Below are 20371 nucleotides of genomic sequence, written 5' to 3' on the forward strand. Positions count from 1 at the left end.
AATGCAACCTTTACTCATCGAAGAGGTGTTAGCCCGTCCGCAGGCGGTAAGCTGGCTTCCCTGGGCAGTACAGTATTTCTTTTTTATCGGCATTGCCGCCTGTGGCGCGCTGTTGGGTTGCATACTGCACTGGCGGAAAAAGGAGAATCCCGCGCTGGAAAGCCTGACGCTGCTGATTACGCTAACCTGCGCAATCACCGCACCGCTGGCGCTGACCGCCGATCTCCATCAGACGGCCCGCGTCTGGCATTTCTATGCATATCCAACACCCTGGTCATGGATGCCATGGGGCGCCCTTTTTTTACCGCTGTTCACCACATTCCTCGGACTCTGGTTTCTGGCGCAGGTTTACCGTCAGCTTACCGGTAAAAGTTACATGGTCACAAAATGGCTCGCTTTTGCCAGCGCGCTCGCCGCAACGGGATTGTTGCTCTATACCGGGCGGGAAGTCTCCGTGATTGAGGCTCGCCCCGTCTGGTTCAGTTATGCCTTTGTGCTGGCAATGTTCCTGAGCGCCCTGCAGACCTTTTTTGCCCTGTTAATCGTCGGAATGCGTGATGATTTCCCGACGCAAAAGCGTCTCGCACTCGGACAACTGCTGTCGTTGCTTGCCCTCGCGGTCGTCATCGTTTTCTGGGTCAGCGGCGATACGCTTTCCGGTATGGCCATCCGCCAGTGGCTGGCAATCTCCGCATCGGCGCGCCATTACGCCTCAGGCTGGCTGGCATTCTGGCTGCTCTCATTGCTGTTTAACGTTATCGCCCAGCGTCGTCCGCTGTCATTGCCTTTGCGAAGCCTGCTGGCGTTGAGTGCGATGGCGCTGTGCTGGCTCATGCGCTGGACGCTGCTGATTCAGGGGCAGACGCTGCCGAAATTTAACGCTCAGTTTAACCCGTACACCCTGCCCGGCGGGACTGACGGATGGCTTGCCATCCTCGGCACCTTCGGCCTGTGGATTGCGCTGCTTATTATTGTTCGCGAAAGCGTGAACGGACTCGCAAGGAGACTGCAACATGGCTAATTTAACCCGTCGTCAGTGGCTCAAAGTCGGCCTGGCCGTAGGCGGTATGGCGACGTTCGCCCTCAGCTATCGTGACGTGGCAAAACGTGCCATTGATGGCTTGATCAACGGCACCTCCGGCAAAATCACCCGCGACCACATCACAGGCAACGCGCTGATCCCGGAAGCCAGCGCACACCCGCGCTGGCAACAAAATACGCAACAAACCATCGCCATGACCCAGTGTTTCGGCTGCTGGACACAATGCGGCGTCAGAGTCCGCGTCGATCAACAAACCAACCGGGTGCTGCGCATTGCCGGCAATCCCTATCATCCGCTTTCTCATGAACATCATATTGACGCGTCAGTCCCCTTCAGCACGGCGATGGCGCAACTGGCGGGCGAGAGCGGTCTTGATGCCCGCTCGACGGCCTGCGCCAGGGGCGCAACGCAACTGGAAGGACTCTACAGCCCGCTGCGTATTCTGGAGCCGATGAAGCGCGTGGGCAAACGCGGCGAAGGCAAATGGCAGCGCATCAGCTTTGAACAACTGGTCACTGAGGTGGTGGAAGGCGGCGATCTGTTTGGCGAGGGTCATGTCGACGGCCTGCGCGCCATTTACGCCCCGACAACCCCGATTGATCCTCAGCATCCGGGGTTCGGTCCAAAATCCAATCAGCTTCTGGTCACCAATACCAGCGACGACGGGCGAGACACCTTCCTGCGTCGCTTTGCCCTCAACAGTTTCGGTAGCAAAAACTTTGGCGCACACGGCTCCTATTGTGGACTGGCCTATCGCGCCGGATCCGGCGCGCTGATGGGCGATCTTGATAAAAACACGCACGTGAAACCTGACTGGGACAATGTGGAGTTCGCGTTGTTTATGGGCACCTCGCCCGCACAGTCCGGTAACCCGTTTAAACGTCAGGCCAGACAGCTTTCCAGCGCGCGACTGCGCGATAATTTCAGTTATGTGGTCGTCGCTCCGGCGCTGCCCTTAACCACTGTGCTTGCAGACGACCACGGACACTGGGTACCGGTGATCCCCGGCAGCGACGCCGCGCTGGCGATGGCGATGATCCGCTGGATTATCGACAATCAGCGCTATAACGCCGATTATCTGGCGCTGCCGGGCGCACTGGCGATGCAGCATGCTGATGAGAAAAGCTGGACCAACGCCACGCATCTGGTGATCGCCGACGATCTCCCCGGGCTGGCCGGACAGCACCTGACACACACACATCTGGACCCTTCCGCGACCAATGATCCTCTGGTCGTAAATGAGCACAACGAACTGGTTCCCGCCAGGGATTGTCTGCGCGCTGCGCTGTTTGTCACGCGCCAGGTCACGCTCGCCGACGGTCGCAACGTAACGGTGAAAAGCAGCTTTCAGTGCCTGAAAGAGTCTGCGCAAAAAATGACGCTCGCCCGGTACAGCCAACAATGCGGCGTAGCTGAGAACAAAATCATCGCGCTGGCAGATGCTTTTACCCGCCACGGACGTAAAGCCGCGGTCATCACCCACGGCGGGATGATGGCAGGAAATGGCTTTTATAATGCCTGGGCGGTGATGATGCTGAATGCGCTGATCGGCAACCTCAGCCTGGAAGGCGGCGTTTTTGTCGGCGGCGGCAAGTTTAACGGCGCAACAGACGGCCCACGCTACAACATGGCAAGTTTTCCGGGCAAGGTAAAACCCAAAGGGCTGAGTATTGCGCGAAGCAAAACAGCGTATGAATCTTCCGAAGAGTATCGGAATAAAGTCGCCGCCGGAGTGTCACCCTATCCGGCTAAAGCGCCGTGGTATCCGTTTGTCGCCGGTCAGCTAACCGAGCTTCTCAGCTCCGCACTGGAGGGTTATCCCTACCCGCTCAAGGCGTGGATCTCCAATATGACCAATCCCCTGTATGGCATACCCGGTCTGCGCGCCGTTGCCGAGGAAAAACTCAAGGATCCGGCGCGGTTACCCCTTTTTGTAGCTATCGATGCGTATATGAATGAGACCACCGCCATGGCGGATTACATCGTACCGGACACGCATAACTTCGAAAGTTGGGGATTCAGCGCGCCGTGGGCCGGTGTCGCCAGTAAAGCGACGACCGCACGCTGGCCCATTGTCGACTCCGCCACCGCCACAACCGCCGACGGTCAGCCGGTTTCGATGGAGGCATTTTGTATTGCCGTGGCCAGACAACTCAATCTGCCGGGATTTGGTGACAATGCAATCTCCGACAGCGCAGGGAACCACTACCCGTTGAATCGTGCAGAAGACTACTATCTGCGCGTCGCCGCCAATATCGCCTTTATGGGGAAATCCCCGGTCGCCGAGGCGGTGGCAGAAGACATTGAACTCACGGGCGTCAGCCGCATTATGCCTGTCATTGAGCAGACGCTGAAAGCGGAAGAAGTTCGTCGGGTGGCGTTTATCTACTCACGCGGTGGACGTTTCGCACCGGATAAAAGCGGACGGACTGAAAATCGGGTTGGCAATGCCTGGGAAAAGCCGCTGCAAATCTGGAATGCCGGGGTCGCCGCTCATCGCCACGCCATCACCGGCGAGCGCTACAGCGGTTGTCCGGCATGGTATCCGGCGAGGCTGTCTGACGGACGCCCGGTGGACGAGCTTTTCCCGCTGGCACAGTGGCCGCTCAAACTTATCTCGTTTAAATCAAACACTATGGCCAGTGCGTCGACGGTGATCCCGCGCTTGCACCACGTCAAACCGCTCAACCTGGTGGCGTTGAATCCGCAGGACGGGCAGCGTTACGGTTTGTCGCATGGTGACAGGGTACGAATCACCACGCCGGGTGGGCAGGTTGAAGCACAAATCAGTTTGCTGCAAGGGGTGATGCCGGGAGTCATTGCTATTGAGCACGGCTACGGGCACCGGGAGATGGGGGCGGCTTCGCATACGCTCGACGGGGAGCCGCTGGCGTTTGATGAAAAAGTAAAATCGGGTATTAACCTGAACGATCTGGGGTTTGCCGATCCAACGCGAAAAGTGACCAACACCTGGCTGGACTGGGTGTCCGGCTCCGCAGTACGCCAGGGGCTGCCTGCGAGAATTGAGCGGGTCTGACACTCGCGCCGGATGGCAACGCTAACGCGTTTTATCCGGCCTACAGGACTCGCGCATTTTATCCGGCCTACGATGTCCTGTAGGCCGGGTAAGGCGAAGCCGTCTCCCGGCAAAAGCGAATCAGTTATTCACCGGAATGACCGCGCCTTTGTATTTGGTGCGGATCCAGTCCTGAATCTCTTTTGAGTGCAGGACGTCAACCAGTGCGACGATATCCTTTTTCTTCTCGTCGCCACGATGCACGGTAATGATATTGGCATACGGGTTGTTCTCACCGCTTTCCACCGCGATCGGATCGTGTACTGGATCCAGACCGGCATCAATGGCGTAGTTGGCGTTAATCACCACCGCGTCACCTTCATCGTTGTTATACATCTGTGGTAACAGTGCGGCTTCAACGTTAGGCAGGAACTTCAGCTTCTTCGGGTTTTCGACGATATCGCTGATGCGTGCGGTCACTTTGTCCACGCCCGGCTTCAGTTTGATCACGCCCTCTTTCTCAAAGATAGACAGGATACGCCCCTCTTCCGACACCGCATCACGCATGATAATTTTGCCGCCCTCCGGCAGATCCTTCAGCGATTTCACCTTTTTCGAATAGATACCGATAGGTTCAATGTGGATAGCACCCGCGCTGACGAAATCGTAGGTCTTATCCCCGGCATGGTCTTTCAGCACGCTGTTCAGATAGGGAATATGCTGGAAGTAGTTGGCATCAATCTCACGGCCCGCCAGCGCAGTGTTCGGCAGGATATAGTCCTGGAACGGTTTAATCTCCAGATCGATACCCTGTTTCGCCAGAATCGGTTTGGCCTGCTCAAGGATTTCGGCATGCGGTACGTTGGACGCGCCCACGGTCAGCGTGTCCGCCCAGGAGGCGAAGCTCAGGGCACTTAAGGTAGCTGCGGCGAGAAGTGTCAGTGATTTTTTCATGATAATGGTTTCCGTATTTTATTAGCGTTTATCTAACAGAGAAGTGATCACATCGCCGCAGAACTGGATAATGAAGACGATGACCAGAATAGTCACTGTCGCCACCAGCGTGACGTCGTTGTGGTTGCGCTGGAATCCTTCCAGATAAGCCAGATTCCCTAAACCCCCTGCTCCGATCACCCCAGCCATCGCGCTGTAACTGACCAGCGCAATCAGCGTCACGGTGATACCGGACACCAGAGCGGGTGACGATTCAGGTAACAAAACCCGAAAAATTAAGGTGCCAAGACGAGCGCCCATTGAACGTGTGGCTTCAATGACGCCCTTATCCACTTCGCGCAGGGCGATCTCAACCAGGCGCGCATAGAATGGTGCAGCACCGACTATCAGCGCCGGTAAGGCGGCATTAGCGCCAAGAATGGTGCCGACAATCGCTTTGGTAAACGGGATCAGTAAGACGATCAAAATGATGAACGGGATCGAACGGAAGATGTTCACCACCAGCGATATACCACTGTACAGCGCACGGTTCTGGAACAGCCCGCCGCGCGCGGTAAGGAACAGCGCCAGTCCGAGGACGATACCGAGGATAAAGGTCGCAATCCCGGAGAGCGCGGTCATGTACAGCGTCTCCTGAGTGGCGGCAAAAAGTTGATCCCATTTCAGATGGGGAAACAGATTCTCAGCCATGTTGAATCACCTCACCGTCAATACCGCTTTTTTGCAGGTCGTCCAGAATGTTATTGAGTTGCTCTTCCGACGCCACCACGTGCAACCACAGCTGACCGAACACGCCGTGCGCCGTCTGGGTCATTTTGCCGTGCAGGATATTGAATGGCAGACCGTAGCGAAGCGTCAGTTCGCCAACAATCGGCTGATGGGTGCTGTGCCCGGTAAAGGTTAATTTAATCACCGTGCCGCCCAGCTCGCTCGCCAGTTGCGGGTTGAAGGCCTCTTCATCGGCGTACTGCCCCACCTGGCGGACAAACTGACGCGTAATCGGCTGCTGCGGATGGGTGAAAACGCTCAACACATCGCCTTCTTCTACTACCTGGCCGTTCTCCATTACCGCCACGCGATCGCAGATTTTGCGCACCACGTGCATTTCATGGGTGATCAGTACGATCGTCAGTTGGAAGCGACGGTTGATATCGAGCAGCAGATCAAGAATTTGATCGGTCGTTTGCGGGTCCAGCGCCGACGTGGCTTCATCGCACAGCAACACATCCGGGCTGTTCGCCAGCGCACGCGCAATCCCGACGCGCTGCTTTTGCCCACCGCTTAGCTGTGACGGATACGCGTTCTCGCGCCCCGTCAGCCCCACCAGCTCAATCAGTTCCGCCACACGTGCCTGAATTTTCGCTTTTGGCGCGCCGGCGATTTGCATGGAAAAGGCAATGTTTTCGCGCACGGTACGCGACCACAGCAGATTGAAATGCTGAAATACCATGCTGATTTTCAGGCGCGCCTGACGCAGCGATTCGCCACGGGCGGCAGAAATGTCATGACCGTTTATAGTCACGCTGCCCGCAGTCGGCTTTTCCAGGCCGTTGAGCAGACGAATCAGGGTGCTTTTCCCGGCACCGCTGTAGCCAATAATCCCGTAAATCTGCCCCTGTTCCACGGTCAGATTAACGTTATCCACCGCAGTAATGGCGAGCCGGCCTGGTGTGAACACTTTCGAAATATTTTTCAGGACAATCATGTCGTTGGGTATCCGCTGCTGCTTATTGTTATCCTGCCAGCGCTTTCGGCTATTTAGCAGTATGGATGTCTAAACGAGTGTAATCAGGGTAGTTTAGATTTGAAATGATTTAAAAGTCATTTGTTATAACTCGAAGGAATAAGTTGAGTTGCGCAACAGATCCCGCTTTTTGCGTTTGCGCAATTGGCAGTCACGACTTGTTTAATAACAAATTGTTGTGCAACTGTCTTGATATATTCTGAAACGCTGTTTCCATTTTCCTTTTGCGTCCGTTTCAGCGTATAATGCGTGACAATTGTCACTTGAATGGTTTCAGCACATTGACCTGTCATACTCAGAGACTACAAAACGTCCCTTTTTGTCGGGCTGAACGTCGAGCACACATTCCTCTGCACGCTCTAACGATGTCACCTATCCTTAGTGCGAGGCATCACCACTTTCGTAGTACCGGTTTAACTTCCAGGCAAGACGCCCCGGAAGTCAGCTTCTCCAATCCTTCTCAACTTAAAGACTAAGACTGTCATGAAAAAGACGAAAATTGTTTGCACCATCGGTCCGAAAACCGAATCTGAAGAGATGTTAACCAAAATGCTGGACGCGGGCATGAACGTCATGCGTCTGAACTTCTCTCACGGTGATTATGCAGAACACGGTCAGCGTATCCAGAACCTGCGCAACGTAATGAGCAAAACCGGCAAGAAAGCCGCAATTCTGCTCGACACGAAAGGTCCGGAAATCCGCACCATCAAGCTGGAAGGCGGCAACGACGTTTCCCTGAAAGCCGGTCAGACCTTTACCTTCACTACTGACAAATCCGTAGTCGGTAACAACGAAATCGTTGCAGTCACCTACGAAGGTTTCACCTCCGACCTGTCTGTCGGTAACACCGTACTGGTTGACGATGGTCTGATCGGGATGGAAGTTACCGCGATCGAAGGCAACAAAGTGGTCTGTAAGGTTCTGAACAACGGCGACCTCGGCGAAAACAAAGGCGTTAACCTGCCTGGCGTCTCTATCGCCCTGCCGGCACTGGCTGAAAAAGACAAACAGGACCTGATTTTTGGCTGCGAACAAGGCGTTGACTTTGTTGCGGCATCCTTTATCCGTAAGCGTTCAGACGTGGTTGAAATCCGTGAGCACCTGAAAGCGCACGGCGGCGAGAAGATCCAAATCATCTCCAAAATTGAAAACCAGGAAGGCCTGAACAACTTCGACGAAATCCTCGAAGCCTCTGACGGCATCATGGTTGCACGTGGCGATCTGGGCGTTGAAATCCCGGTTGAAGAGGTTATCTTCGCGCAGAAGATGATGATCGAAAAATGTATCCGCGCACGTAAAGTGGTTATCACCGCGACTCAGATGCTGGACTCCATGATCAAAAACCCGCGTCCGACTCGCGCTGAAGCGGGCGACGTGGCGAACGCCATCCTCGATGGCACCGATGCAGTGATGCTGTCTGGCGAATCCGCAAAAGGTAAGTATCCGCTGGAAGCCGTTTCTATCATGGCAACCATCTGTGAGCGTACCGACCGCGTGATGACCAGCCGTCTGGACTTCAACAACGACAGCCGTAAACTGCGCATCACCGAAGCCGTCTGCCGTGGCGCTGTTGAAACCGCTGAAAAACTGGAAGCGCCGCTGATCGTGGTTGCCACCCAGGGCGGTAAATCGGCTCGCGCTGTGCGTAAATACTTCCCGGACGCCACCATTCTGGCGCTGACTACCAATGAAGTGACAGCTCGTCAGTTAGTTCTGAGCAAAGGCGTTGTGGCGCATCTGGTAAAAGAAATCGCTTCTACTGATGATTTCTACCGTCTGGGTAAAGAGGTTGCTCAGCAGAGCGGTCTGGCTCAGAAAGGTGACGTTGTGGTGATGGTTTCTGGTGCACTGGTACCGAGCGGCACGACTAACACGGCATCTGTTCACGTACTGTAATAATTCCCGTGTGAATTAATTCGATTATAAAAGCGCCCTCGCGGCGCTTTTTTTATTTTTCCAATAGCTACTATTAATAAAAAAGCAAATCGGATTGAGCTATCTAATTGCTGATTATCTAAGACGAATCCGATGGAAGCAGCCTGTTTTCACTCAGTTTTTTAGCCCTTTTTGTCCATTTCGATGCTTCTTTGAGCGAACGATCAAAAATAAGCGTCTTCTCATCAAAAAAATATTCTCAACATAAAAAAGTTTGTGTAATACTTGTAACGCTACATGGAGATTAACTCAATCTAGAGGGTATTAATAATGAATCGTACTAAACTGGTACTGGGCGCGGTAATCCTGGGTTCTACTCTGCTGGCTGGTTGCTCCAGCAACGCTAAAATCGATCAGCTGTCTTCTGACGTTCAGACTCTGAACGCTAAAGTTGACCAGCTGAGCAACGACGTGAACGCAATGCGTTCCGACGTTCAGGCTGCTAAAGACGACGCAGCTCGCGCTAACCAGCGTCTGGACAACCAGGCTACTAAATACCGTAAGTAATAGTACCTGTGTAATAGAAATGGCGCACATTGTGCGCCATTTTTTTGCCTCTTGTTTTTCTCACCACTACTGCGTCTGCGTCTCTGCTTGTACTGAACCATTTTGCGCTGACTGTACAGCCGGTGTTGTTACGGCAGTGGGCGTTTGTCCGGCGGAAACCGCAACAGGATAACCCGCGCGGCGATAAAGCGCTTTATCCACCAGAGCGTCATCCACCTCTTTCTCCGCCTTAAACTGGCTGAACCCGGCAGGCAGCACATACGGCATCGTCTGCACGTTTTGCTCTTCTTCTGGCGACAGTGGACGATGGACCTCAACGTAGCGCAAACCATTCGGCTCCACAGAATATTTCACCGGTTCGTTAATCACTTTCACCGGCGTTCCCGATCTGACCTGGGAGAACAGCGCTTTGATGTCCGGGGCATTCATGCGGATACAACCGGAGCTGACGCGCAGCCCTACGCTGTCAGGCTGACTGGTGCCATGAATGAGATACTCACCGTTCCCGTGCGCCAGACGCAGTGCAAAGAGCCCCAGCGGGTTATTCGGCCCCGCGGGGACCACCGGCGGCAACGTAATCCCACGCTCCAGAGAGCGCTTACGAATGCCTGCGGTGGGCGTCCAGGTCGGATTCGGGATTTTCTGTCCGATGCGGGTCTCCATCACCGGCGTTTCCAGTCCCTGCAAACCGATGCCGATCGGATACACCTGGACAATGTTTTCTCCCGGCGGATAGTAGTACAGCCGCAGTTCTGCCAGATTAACGATAATGCCTTCACGTGGCGCATCGGGCAGCAAGAGTTGCGAAGGAATCGTGATTAAAGTGCCCGGCTTTGGCACAGGAGCAATGGTATTATTCGCCTCCAGAATAAGCATGGCGGCAGTGTCAAAACGACGGGCGATCGCCTGAAGGTTTTTATCACCTTCCTGCACCGTGTACGTTTGATTCTGCCCGACAAGACGGCTGCCCGTTGGCGGTAAGGGGTAATCCACCGCCCAGGCGGCCTGTACGGCGCTGTAAGCGCCGATAAGCAGTAATGTAATAAGAGACGCGCGTTTCATACCCAACCTCCTGTATTCACTGGCATAGCCAGAATGCTGATAATCCTGTAAGACAGCCCTGCTGCCTTACCTGACAGGATGAAAGCTGTCTGTTGAGTTTAGCTAAGAGTGGCTGCTTTGGTACGGATCGCGCGAATCATCGCTTCCAGCCCCTGTGAACGAGACGGGGTAAGATGCTGCGCGAGTGCCAATTGTTCAAACCACGGGCGCACATCAAAATTCACAATATCCTGAGCCGTCAACTGATGATACAAAATAAAGACGACCGCAATCAGTCCTTTCACAATGGCAGCATCACTGTCGCCCTGCAGTTCGATAACGCCTTGCGCATTCTGGCGCATGATTATCCAGACCTGGCTCTGACATCCCTGAATCGTATTCTCAGGGGAGCGATCCGCCGCGGAAATCTCTGGCAGTCGCTGTCCCAGTTCAATGATGTACAGATACTTCTCTTCCCAATTAGCGCAACGCTGAAAATTACGCAACAATTTTTCTTTATCCGGCAACGCAGCCATAGTGCCTCCCTGTTATCCCAGTAAGCGATGAATCCGCTGCAAACCTGTCACCAGGCGATCCACTTCTTCATGGGTGTTATACATTGCCAGCGACGCCCGGCACATCGCCGGCACCTGATAAACATCCATCAGCGGCATCGCGCAGTGGTGTCCGGTTCGCACGGCAATCCCGTAATTGTCAAGAAAACTGCCGACATCATAGGCGTGATGTTTCCCGAGATTAAAAGCGATTACGCCCAGCCGGTCAGTGGGGCCATACAGCGTGAGATCCGGCACCGCCTTCAGTTGCTCCAGCGCATAGTGCATCAGGTTCTGTTCATATTCGCTAATCACCTCCAGCCCCAGCGCTGAAACATACTCCAGCGCGGCACCAAAACCGATAATCCCGCCGGTGTTCGGCGTCCCGGCTTCAAAACGCCACGGCGCTTTCGTCCAGGTTGTACCCTGCGTCAGGCTGACGGTGGCGATCATCGACCCGCCCCCTTCCCAGGGAGGCATTTGTTGCAACAGCGCCTCTTTGACATAAAGCACGCCAATACCGGTCGGGCCATACAGCTTGTGACCTGAGAAGACGTAAAAATCGCAGTCCAGCGCCTGAACATCTACCGGGTGGTGCATCACCGCCTGCGCACCGTCCACCAGCACCTTCGCGCCATGCTGATGCGCCAGCGCGATCATTTCCGCAATCGGATTTTCCGTGCCCAACACGTTTGAGACGTGGGTAATCGCCAGCAGCCGGGTTTTCTCATCAAACAGCGTGGGCAGGATCTCCTGTTGCAGTGTGCCGTCAGCGTTCAGCGGGATCACCCGCAGCTCGGCGCCCACCCGCGCGCACAGCATCTGCCACGGCACAATATTGGCATGGTGCTCCATCTCACTGATGATAATGTTATCGCCCGCGTGGACGTTCTCTGGCCCCCAACTGTTGGCAACCAGATTAATGCCTTCCGTCGTACCGCGCACAAACACCAGTTCTTCCGCAGAGCGTGCGTTAATAAACAGCGATGCCAGCTTGCGCACGTTCTCCATTTTTTCGGTCGCCTGAGCGCTGAGGGTGTGGATCCCCCGGTGTACCGCCGCATAGCCGTGACGATAAAACTCGGCTTCCGCGTCAATCACCTGCGCCGGTTTTTGCGCGCTGGCGGCGCTGTCGAGATACGCCAGCGGCAGACCGTTCACCTCACGCGTGAGAACGGGGAAATCCGCACGCACCTTGTCGATGGGAAATGTCATGCTACGCCTCCCGGCAGACGCTGGCCGATTCGCGCCAGCACCTGTTGTTTCAGCGCCTCGTCGCGAATCGCTTCCGTCAACTCAGCGGCAAAGGCATAAAGGATCATCTGTTGTGCATCCTGCTGAGCAATCCCGCGCGAACGCAGGTAGAACATCTGTTCATCGTCAATGCGCCCTACCGTCGCCCCGTGGCTGCACTTCACGTCATCGGCATAGATTTCCAGTTGCGGTTTGGTGTCCACCTCCGCGAGCTTGCCGAGCAGCAGATTGTTGTTCGTCATCTGCCCGTCCGTCTTGATCGCGTGCTGAGCGACGTTAATCAGTCCGTTAAATACCGCCCGCCCCTTATCGCTGACGATGGTTTTATGCAACTGTCGACTGTTGCAATAGCCCTTGTTGTGCTCAAGCCATGTGCGGGTATCGCAGACCTCATTTTTCACCGGCATCGCCAGGCTGTTGATCCTGAGGGTCGTGTTCTCGCCGTTCAGTTGTGTGCTGGTATTGTGACGCAACACCGCGTCGCCAAGCAGAAAGCTGTGGCTGTGCGCCGACGCATCCGCTGCCAGCAAAATATCGTTATGGGCGAAGTGATGGCTGAGCGGGTTTTCAAATACCAGCTTGATGTGATGCAGGTGCGCGTTTGCCGCCACGCTCATGGTCAGGCGCGCGCCGGTGAAATGTCGGGCATCATTCAGACTGACGTAATGCTCGATAATCGTCGCCTCCGCCCCTTCCGCCAGTTCAATGTGGTGGCGATAGTGCGCCGTGTTCACTTCTTCTGCGCTCACCCCTTGCGTGATATGCATCAACAGCAGCGGTTTTGCCGGGCGCTGGTTACGCTTAACGCGGATATGGGTCACGCGACGCGCCAGGCTTTCGGTAAGATGCAAAAACACCTCCGGTTGCACCGCCGCTGGCAGGGTCTGGCGTTCGTCGTTAATTGTCACCTCAAAGCCGCTGTTTTCCATACTGTCGCTGAGCGCCGGGCTGAACTGACCGTCAACAAATACCAGCCGCAACGCCTCAACGTTAAGCGCTAGCGCATCACGCTGCGCCGGGGTGACATCGGCATAACGGCTGACGAACAGGCTGTTGCTGAGGCCTTCCAGCGGCGTGTATTTCCAGTTCTCATGCTTGCGCGTGGGCAGGCCCAGGCGCAAAACCTGCTGGAGATGCTGTTGCGCCTGTTCAGAACGCTCCTCACCCTGCGCTTCAAACAGATGGTGCCATTGTTGCAGCGTATTACTGCTGTTCGGTAAGCCAGCCATATCCCTGCTCCTCCAGTTGTTTGACCAGCGTGAAATCGCCAGACTTCACAATTCGCCCCTGATACAGGACGTGGACAAAATCCGGTTTGATATAGTCAAGAATTCGCTGATAGTGGGTGACAATAATGAACGAGCGTTTACCGTCACGCAGGGAGTTAACGCCATCAGCAACCACTTTTAAAGCGTCAATATCCAGCCCGGAGTCCGATTCGTCGAGGATGCACAATTCCGGCTCCAGCACGGCCATTTGCAGAATGTCATTGCGCTTCTTCTCGCCACCGGAAAACCCGACGTTCACCGAGCGAGTTAACAGATCTTCCGGCATCTTCAGCAGCGCGATTTTCTCTTCCATCAAATCCTGAAAATCGAAGCGATCGAGCGATTCCTGGCCACGATAGGTTCGTACCGCATTGAGCGCCGTTTGCAGGAAAAACTGGTTGCTGACGCCGGGGATTTCCACGGGATACTGGAAGGCCATAAAAATGCCTTCCCCCGCTCTCTCTTCCGGCGCCAGCTCCAGCAGATCTTTGCCTTTAAACGTTACCGACCCGCCGGTGACCTCGTAATCTTCACGCCCTGCCAGCGTCGCAGAGAGCGTACTTTTCCCGGAGCCGTTCGGTCCCATAATGGCATGCACTTCCCCCGGACGAACGTTAAGGCTCAACCCGCGCAGGATCGCTTTCTCTTCCACACTGACCTGTAAATCTTTAATCGTTAACATGTTGCTTCCTTAACCGACGCTGTGTTCAAGGCTGATGGCTAGTAATTTTTGTGCTTCGACGGCAAACTCCAGCGGCAACTCGGAGAACACGTCCTTACAGAATCCGTTGACGATCATTGAGATCGCATCCTCTTCGCTGATGCCGCGTTGCAGGCAGTAGAACAGCTGATCTTCACCAATCCGCGAGGTGGTCGCTTCGTGCTCCAGTTGCGCGCTGTTGTTGCGGCATTCGACATACGGGAAGGTATGCGCTCCGCAGTCGGCGCCAATCAGCATCGAGTCGCACTGGGTAAAGTTACGGGCATTGGTGGCGGTCGGCATGATTTTGACCAGCCCGCGGTAGCTGTTCTGGCTGTGTCCGGCGGAAATCCCCTTCGAGATAATGGTCGAGCGGGTGTTCTTGCCGATGTGGATCATCTTGGTGCCGGTGTCCGCCTGTTGATGACCGCTGGTCAATGCCACCGAATAGAATTCGCCGATGGAGTTGTCGCCGCGCAGAATGCAACTGGGGTATTTCCAGGTGATGGCTGATCCCGTCTCCGACTGGGTCCAGGACATTTTGCTGTTCTCCCCCTCACACAACGCGCGTTTGGTGACGAAGTTCAGAATGCCGCCGGTGTTATTATCGCCAGGGAACCAGTTCTGGACGGTGGAGTACTTCACCTCGGCGTCTTTGTGGATGATGACCTCCACGACCGCCGCGTGAAGCTGATAGCTGTCGCGTACCGGCGCAGAGCAGCCTTCGATATAGCTTACATAGCTGCCTTCATCCGCCACCAGGATCGTACGTTCAAACTGCCCGGTCTTTTCGGCGTTGATACGAAAGTAGGTTGAAAGCTCCATCGGGCAGCGCACGCCTTTCGGCACGTAGATAAAGGTGCCATCAGAGGCGACGGCGGCATTCAGCGCGGCGAAGAAGTTATCGTTGCCGGGTACGACGGTGCCAAGATACTGTTTCACCAGTTCGGGATGATCGTGAATCGCCTCGCCAAAAGAGCAGAAAATGATCCCCTGTTCAGCCAGTTTTTCACGATAGGTGGTGGCAACGGAGACGGAGTCAAAAATGGCATCCACCGCGACTTCGCGGCCTTCGCGTACCGGTACGCCGAGTTGTTCAAATGCGGCTTCGACCTCTTTACTGAGAAAGGCGTTTGCCCCGGTTTGCTGAACCGCACCGGGTTCGGAGGCGCAGGTCTCATCGCAATTGCCGCATGAAGGTGCAGAATAGTAGCTGTAATCCTGATAATTCAGCTTCTCGTAGTGCGCCTTCAGCCAATGCGGCTCCGGCATGTCGACCCAGGCTCTGTACGCATTAAGGCGAAACTCCAGCATCCACTCCGGTTCATTACGTTTGGCCGAAATGGCGCGAACCACCTCTTCATTGATCCCTTTCGCCAGTTCGTCCGTCTGCAGTTGGGTAAAGAACCCCTCCTTATAATTCAACGGGCCGCCGGTCCAGGTTTTCACATCATCAGTTGCTTCAGTATTACGAGACATAGTACCGCCTATACCCCAAAGCTTTCGCCACAGCCGCATTCGTTCTGGGCTTTCGGGTTATGAAATTTGAATAACTGGTTTAATCCTTCGCGGACGTAATCCACTTCCGTGCCGTCGATAAACGGCATCGCCTGTAACGGGACATAAAGCTTCGCGCCCTCAGCCTCAAACAGAAGATCGTCTTTTTCCGGCTCGCTGACGGTATCAAGCACGTAGCCAAAACCCGCGCATCCCGTCGGCTTAACACCCAGGCGCACGCCCAGCATGCCCGGCTGTTTTGCGACCAGTTCGCGAATATGCGCCGCAGCCGCTGGGGTTAGCGTCAATCCGCGCCAGGCGAAATCGCCCGGATTAAATGTTCCTGAATGCAATTCCATAGAGTTACCTCGCAAAATGAGCCATCAGGCTATAACACCATGTTAGTGATAACGATTCTCACTTCAACCCCTCAACAGCAGGGGCATTACGGTGTTTCATCTGTTTTGACCGCTTTTATTAAGCATAGACCCTGCCACGCGGGTTAAAAGGAATGGATGAATTTGTTCAATGCATTGATTAATAATGACTTTAAAATTAGTCATCGACTCAACTGGTCAAAATCGTAAAGATGTATAGAAAATGACTATTTCAGGAATAGGAAAGACGTGGCGAAGGGGAACTACAAAAAAACCCTTAAGGTTGTCAGTAACAACCTTAAGGGTTCCAGCCCCATCCGGCGCTTATCTCCGGCACTCACGATGGCTTAGCTCTTGAAGGGGCGATAAGAATAGTCTCATGCTGACGAAAATCATTTTTAACACAAATTGCTATCGAGCGATTTATACGTCAGATCAATTTTTAGTACGTTGTATTCTCACAGGCCGTCTGAGACTGACAGACAAAAAACCCGACAACAGGGTCGGGTTTCTCGTTACGCGAACAATCGCAGAATCAATGCACACCAAGGCGCCAGGCAAAATAGATCTCTTCTTTTAGCTCAGTGGAAGAGAGCGTCAGTAAATCGGCAAACTCAAGCTCGAGTTGTTTTAATTTTTTAAGATATTGGGCTGGAGAGAGCGCTGTTTTATCACGACGTAAAAACTCAATTGCCAGTTGGGCCGGGTCTAGTTGGCTAGTCATATCATCCTCGCTTAGGGTCAAAACCTGCACAGTATATCACCTTTTACTGTGCAGATTATGACCAAAAGCAATACTGATCACACTTTTTTTGGTGACAACGTCACACAATCGCCGTGGTCAGCCGTGAGGTACAGCATAGTCGCTGCTGCTCATCGAAGATGTCGATCTGCCAGACCTGATGCCGGGCGCCGGTGTGAATCGCCTTACAAATCCCCTTCACGCGCCCTTCCCGCGCCGAACGAACATGGTTAGCGTTAACCTCGAGTCCCACCACCTTCTGCTCCCCCTGGGTGCACAGGTAACCGGCAACAGACCCCATGCTCTCTGCAAGCACAACGGAAGCGCCGCCGTGCAGAAGACCAAACGGCTGCTTCGTACGCCCGTCGACGGGCATTGACGCCTCAAGCGTATCGTCACCGATATGCTCAAAGCGAATATCCAGCAGACCCACCATATTACCTTCGCCCATCGTATTGAGCGCATCGAGGGTCACTTTACGTTTCCAGATCATCCAATAATCTCCAGTAATGCCTGTACAGGATGGCGCACGCCAGTACCTTCCACACGTTTCACCTGACTGCGACAGGAATATCCCGTTGCAAGGCAACGGCTACGCGGCAGCCGTTCCATCGCCTGATGCCATGACAATTCGTAGATACCCAGCGAACTCGCGTGGTTCTTCGCTTCATGACCGTAAGTACCGGCCATGCCGCAGCAGCCCACGCTGACATTTTCCAGCTTTGCGCCAACGCGGGCAAAGATCGATGCCCATTGCGCAGGGGCGCCAGGCAGCGCAGTCACTTCGGTACAGTGGCCGAAGAAATACCATGACTCACCGCTGACATCGCGCGGTTCGTGCGACGCCAGGGCGGTTGCCAGCCACTCATTGGCGAGCTGCACATGGAAATCGCCACGTTGCTCACCCAACGCCAGTTTGTACTCATCGCGATAACAGAGCACCAGCGCCGGATCGACACCAACCATCGGCATGCCCAGTTTCGCCACGCGGTTCAAAAACTCGGACGTTTTTTTGGCGGTCTTTGCAAAACGGGTCAGAAAGCCTTTGATATGTTGCGCTTTGCCGTTTGGCGAGAACGGCAGCAGAACCGGCTGCATCCCCAGCTTTTCCACCAGCCGGACAAAATCGGCCACCACCTGCGCGTCGTAATAGCTGGTAAACGGGTCCTGCACCACCAGCACCGTCCTGGCTTTCTGCGCATCTGTCAGCGCTTCAAGCTGTTCCAGCGTCATGTTCGCCGAGCGATGCCCGACCATCTGCTGTTGCAATGATGGCACCGAAAGCAGGGGCAGATCGACCATGCCGATATGCTTTGCCGACAGCTTGCGCACCAGCGGTTGATTAATAAAGAAGTTAAAGGTTTTTGGCGCCCGCGCCATCAGCGGCGCATAGGTTTCGACCGTCGCCACCAGATGGTCGCGCAGCGGACGCAGGTAGCGGGTATGGTAAAGCTGCAGGAAGCGCGAGCGGAATTCCGGCACGTCAATTTTGATAGGACACTGTGTCGAACATGCCTTGCAGGCCAGACAGCCTGACATCGCCTCTTTCACTTCATGCGAGAAATCATATTCACCTTTCCTGGCATGCCAGGTGTTACGAGTGCGCGCGATCAGTGAACGCAGGCTGGGTCGTTTGCTTGCCAGCGCATTTTCCAGTCGCACCGGATCGACACCGCGATCTGCCAGCAGGCGAAGCCATTCACGCACCAGCGTTGCGCGTCCTTTTGGCGAATGGATGCGGTTGAGGCTGATTTTCATCGACGGACACATCGGGCTCTTCGCATCGAAATTAAAGCACAGACCGTTGCCGTTACATTCCAGCGCGCCGCGCCAGGTCTGACGCACGGCCAGCGGAATTTGTCGGTCCCAGGTGCCGCGTTTGACCGCATCGACTTTCATCATCGGCGCGTCGATGCCTTCCGGCGGACAAATTTTCCCTGGATTCAGCCGGTTTTGCGGATCGAACGCGGCTTTCACCTTACGCAGTTCCGCGAAAAGTTCATCGCCGAAAAACGCCGGGCTGTACTCGGCGCGAAAGCCTTTGCCGTGTTCCCCCCACAGCAGACCGCCATATTTCGCCGTCAGCGCCACCACTTCATCGGAGATTTGCTTCATCAGCATCTCCTGCTGCGGGTCGCACATATCCAGAGCAGGACGCACGTGCAGCACCCCGGCGTCGACGTGACCGAACATACCGTAGCTCAGTCCGTGGCCATCAAGCAAAGCGCGAAATTCCGCGATGTAATCAGCAAGATGTTCCGGCGGTACGCAGGTATCTTCGGCAAAAGGAATCGGTTTTGCCGCCCCTTTCGCATTACCCAGCAGGCCCACCGCCTTTTTACGCATTGCATAGATACGTTCAACGCCCGCCAGTTCAGTACATAACTGCCAGCCAATCACGCCCGCCTCTTCTCGGGCAATCAGTTCATCAAGCCGTTCGCACAGGGAAGCCACCTGTCCGTCGATAACCGTTTCATCATCCCCGGCGAATTCGACAATATTCAGACCGAGCATCTCTTTGTCCGGGACATCGGTAATCAGTTCACTCACCGAGTGCCAGACGATGTCTTCACGCGCCAGGTTCAGCACTTTTGAGTCAACCGTCTCCACTGACAGCGCGCGCGCATCCACCATAAACGGCGCATTACGCAAGGCAGAGTCAAAAGAGTCGTACTTCACGTTCACCAGCCGGCGCACTTTCGGCAGCGGCGTAATGTCCAGCCGCGCTTCAGTAATGAACGCCAGCGTCCCTTCCGAACCGGTGAGAATACGGGTCAGATCGAATTCGCTCATGTCATCGTTAAAGACATGACGCAAATCGTAGCCCGTCAGGAACCGGTTCAGTTTGGGAAATTTATCAATGATTAACTGACGATTATCGCGGCAGCGCTCAAACACAGTGCGATAGATACGGCCAATCGCGGTGTTGCTCTGACCAAGCGTTTCCGCAAGATTAACCGGCAACGGTTGCGTGTCGAGAATATCGCCGCCGAGCAGCACAGCCCGCACGCCCAGCACGTGATCGGACGTCTTTCCATAGACCAGCGACCCTTGCCCGGAGGCGTCGGTATTGATCATCCCGCCAATCGTTGCCCGGTTACTGGTGGACAATTCCGGGGCAAAGAAATAGCCATACGGCTTCAGATACTGATTCAGTTGATCCTTAATCACCCCCGCTTCCACCCGCACCCAGCCCTCTTCCGGGTTGATTTCAATAATGCGGCTCATATAGCGGGACATATCGACAATAATGCCCTGATTAAGCGCCTGTCCGTTGGTGCCGGTGCCGCCGCCACGCGGAGTGAAAATCAGTGAGGAAAAGCGCGGCTCTGCTGCCAGGCGGGCAATCAGCGCCACATCGGCCGTTGATCGGGGAAAAACCACGGCATCGGGGAGAAGTTGATAGATACTGTTATCTGTCGACATTGTCAGACGATCGGCATAACTGGTTGCCGTATCGCCGGTAAATCCTTGCTGCTCCAGCGCTTGCAAAAAATTGAGCACCAGTTGAACGACGCCGGGTGCCTGAGAAATTTGTGGAATCATTATCGTGACCCTTTCCTGCGGTCTGTGTGTTGTGAGAGTTAATCGTTTGCTTATTGTTGTATCACATTTTTTTCTAATACACCCAACAGAAATACTGGCAGAATCCGCCTGTCAAAAACCGCTGAAATTGCTCATCATTATGAGACGTGTTTCACGCGGTCGCGTCGCGTCAACGTTCTGACGCACTACATAGG

Annotated in this window: 17 protein-coding genes; 4 read left to right on the forward strand and 13 right to left on the reverse strand. The window is 54.7% G+C overall.

Going from position 1 to position 20371, the window contains the following annotated elements:
- Position 1: 1 nt before the first annotated feature.
- Both ttrC and ttrA read left to right on the forward strand, forming a co-directional pair.
- Positions 2-1021 (forward strand): tetrathionate reductase subunit TtrC, encoded by a 1020-nt coding sequence (ttrC, locus tag QNN88_RS06165; protein ID WP_414239438.1) that lies wholly within the window; start codon positions 2-4, stop codon positions 1019-1021.
- On the forward strand, positions 1014-4079 hold the full coding sequence (gene ttrA / locus QNN88_RS06170) for a tetrathionate reductase subunit TtrA (RefSeq protein WP_414239439.1): 3066 nt from the start codon (positions 1014-1016) through the stop codon (positions 4077-4079). The genes ttrC and ttrA overlap by 8 nt, the downstream gene beginning before the upstream one ends.
- A 120-nt stretch (positions 4080-4199) precedes the next feature.
- Here the strand turns inward: ttrA and QNN88_RS06175 are convergent, their stop codons facing one another.
- The 3 genes from QNN88_RS06175 to QNN88_RS06185 are packed head-to-tail and all read right to left on the reverse strand — an operon-like array spanning position 4200 to position 6717.
- Positions 4200-5012, reverse strand: coding sequence for a MetQ/NlpA family ABC transporter substrate-binding protein (locus QNN88_RS06175; protein WP_042319287.1), 813 nt, complete (start codon positions 5010-5012; stop codon positions 4200-4202).
- 21 nt (positions 5013-5033) lie between these two features.
- Entirely contained in the window at positions 5034-5702 is a 669-nt protein-coding gene (locus QNN88_RS06180) for a methionine ABC transporter permease (RefSeq protein ID WP_414239440.1), read from the reverse strand.
- A complete protein-coding gene (locus QNN88_RS06185) occupies positions 5695-6717 on the reverse strand; it encodes a methionine ABC transporter ATP-binding protein (RefSeq protein WP_414239441.1) in 1023 nt (340 codons plus the stop codon). Before QNN88_RS06185 ends, QNN88_RS06180 begins: the two co-directional genes overlap by 8 nt.
- 522 nt (positions 6718-7239) lie before the next feature.
- Here QNN88_RS06185 and pykF point away from each other — a divergent pair.
- Positions 7240-8652 carry a pyruvate kinase PykF gene (gene pykF, locus QNN88_RS06190; RefSeq protein WP_414239442.1) on the forward strand — a complete coding sequence of 471 codons (1413 nt, stop codon included), beginning with the start codon at positions 7240-7242 and terminating at the stop codon, positions 8650-8652.
- Positions 8653-8961: 309 nt separating this feature from the next.
- Positions 8962-9198, forward strand: a complete 237-nt coding sequence (gene lpp, locus QNN88_RS06195) for a murein lipoprotein Lpp (protein WP_001082307.1) — start codon at positions 8962-8964, stop codon at positions 9196-9198.
- A 66-nt stretch (positions 9199-9264) separates the two neighbouring features.
- Here the strand turns inward: lpp and ldtE are convergent, their stop codons facing one another.
- The 10 genes from ldtE to QNN88_RS06245 form a co-directional block, all read right to left on the reverse strand.
- On the reverse strand, positions 9265-10260 hold the full coding sequence (gene ldtE, locus QNN88_RS06200) for a L,D-transpeptidase LdtE (RefSeq protein ID WP_414239443.1): 996 nt from the start codon (positions 10258-10260) through the stop codon (positions 9265-9267).
- 98 nt (positions 10261-10358) lie between these two features.
- Positions 10359-10775, reverse strand: a complete 417-nt coding sequence (gene sufE / locus QNN88_RS06205) for a cysteine desulfuration protein SufE (RefSeq protein ID WP_414239444.1) — start codon at positions 10773-10775, stop codon at positions 10359-10361.
- Between the two features lie 12 nt (positions 10776-10787).
- Positions 10788-12008, reverse strand: a complete 1221-nt coding sequence (gene sufS / locus QNN88_RS06210) for a cysteine desulfurase SufS (RefSeq protein ID WP_414239445.1) — start codon at positions 12006-12008, stop codon at positions 10788-10790.
- On the reverse strand, positions 12005-13276 hold the full coding sequence (sufD, locus tag QNN88_RS06215) for a Fe-S cluster assembly protein SufD (protein WP_414239446.1): 1272 nt from the start codon (positions 13274-13276) through the stop codon (positions 12005-12007). Before sufD ends, sufS begins: the two co-directional genes overlap by 4 nt.
- Positions 13251-13997, reverse strand: coding sequence for a Fe-S cluster assembly ATPase SufC (gene sufC / locus QNN88_RS06220; protein ID WP_414239447.1), 747 nt, complete (start codon positions 13995-13997; stop codon positions 13251-13253). The genes sufD and sufC overlap by 26 nt, the downstream gene beginning before the upstream one ends.
- A gap of 9 nt (positions 13998-14006) precedes the next feature.
- Positions 14007-15494 (reverse strand): Fe-S cluster assembly protein SufB, encoded by a 1488-nt coding sequence (gene sufB / locus QNN88_RS06225; RefSeq protein WP_044254746.1) that lies wholly within the window; start codon positions 15492-15494, stop codon positions 14007-14009.
- A gap of 8 nt (positions 15495-15502) precedes the next feature.
- Entirely contained in the window at positions 15503-15871 is a 369-nt protein-coding gene (sufA, locus tag QNN88_RS06230) for a Fe-S cluster assembly scaffold SufA (protein WP_414239448.1), read from the reverse strand.
- 553 nt (positions 15872-16424) lie between these two features.
- Positions 16425-16613, reverse strand: coding sequence for a YdiH family protein (locus QNN88_RS06235; protein WP_285922655.1), 189 nt, complete (start codon positions 16611-16613; stop codon positions 16425-16427).
- Positions 16614-16713: 100 nt separating this feature from the next.
- Positions 16714-17124: a 1,4-dihydroxy-2-naphthoyl-CoA hydrolase gene (gene menI, locus QNN88_RS06240; protein ID WP_414239449.1), complete on the reverse strand. Its 411-nt coding sequence runs from the start codon at positions 17122-17124 to the stop codon at positions 16714-16716.
- Positions 17121-20177, reverse strand: coding sequence for an FAD-binding and (Fe-S)-binding domain-containing protein (locus QNN88_RS06245; RefSeq protein ID WP_414239450.1), 3057 nt, complete (start codon positions 20175-20177; stop codon positions 17121-17123). The genes menI and QNN88_RS06245 overlap by 4 nt, the downstream gene beginning before the upstream one ends.
- Positions 20178-20371 lie beyond the last annotated feature (194 nt).

Source organism: Citrobacter sp. ANG330 (assembly GCF_047467925.1).
Taxonomy (GTDB): Bacteria; Pseudomonadota; Gammaproteobacteria; order Enterobacterales; family Enterobacteriaceae; genus Citrobacter_A; species Citrobacter_A amalonaticus_G.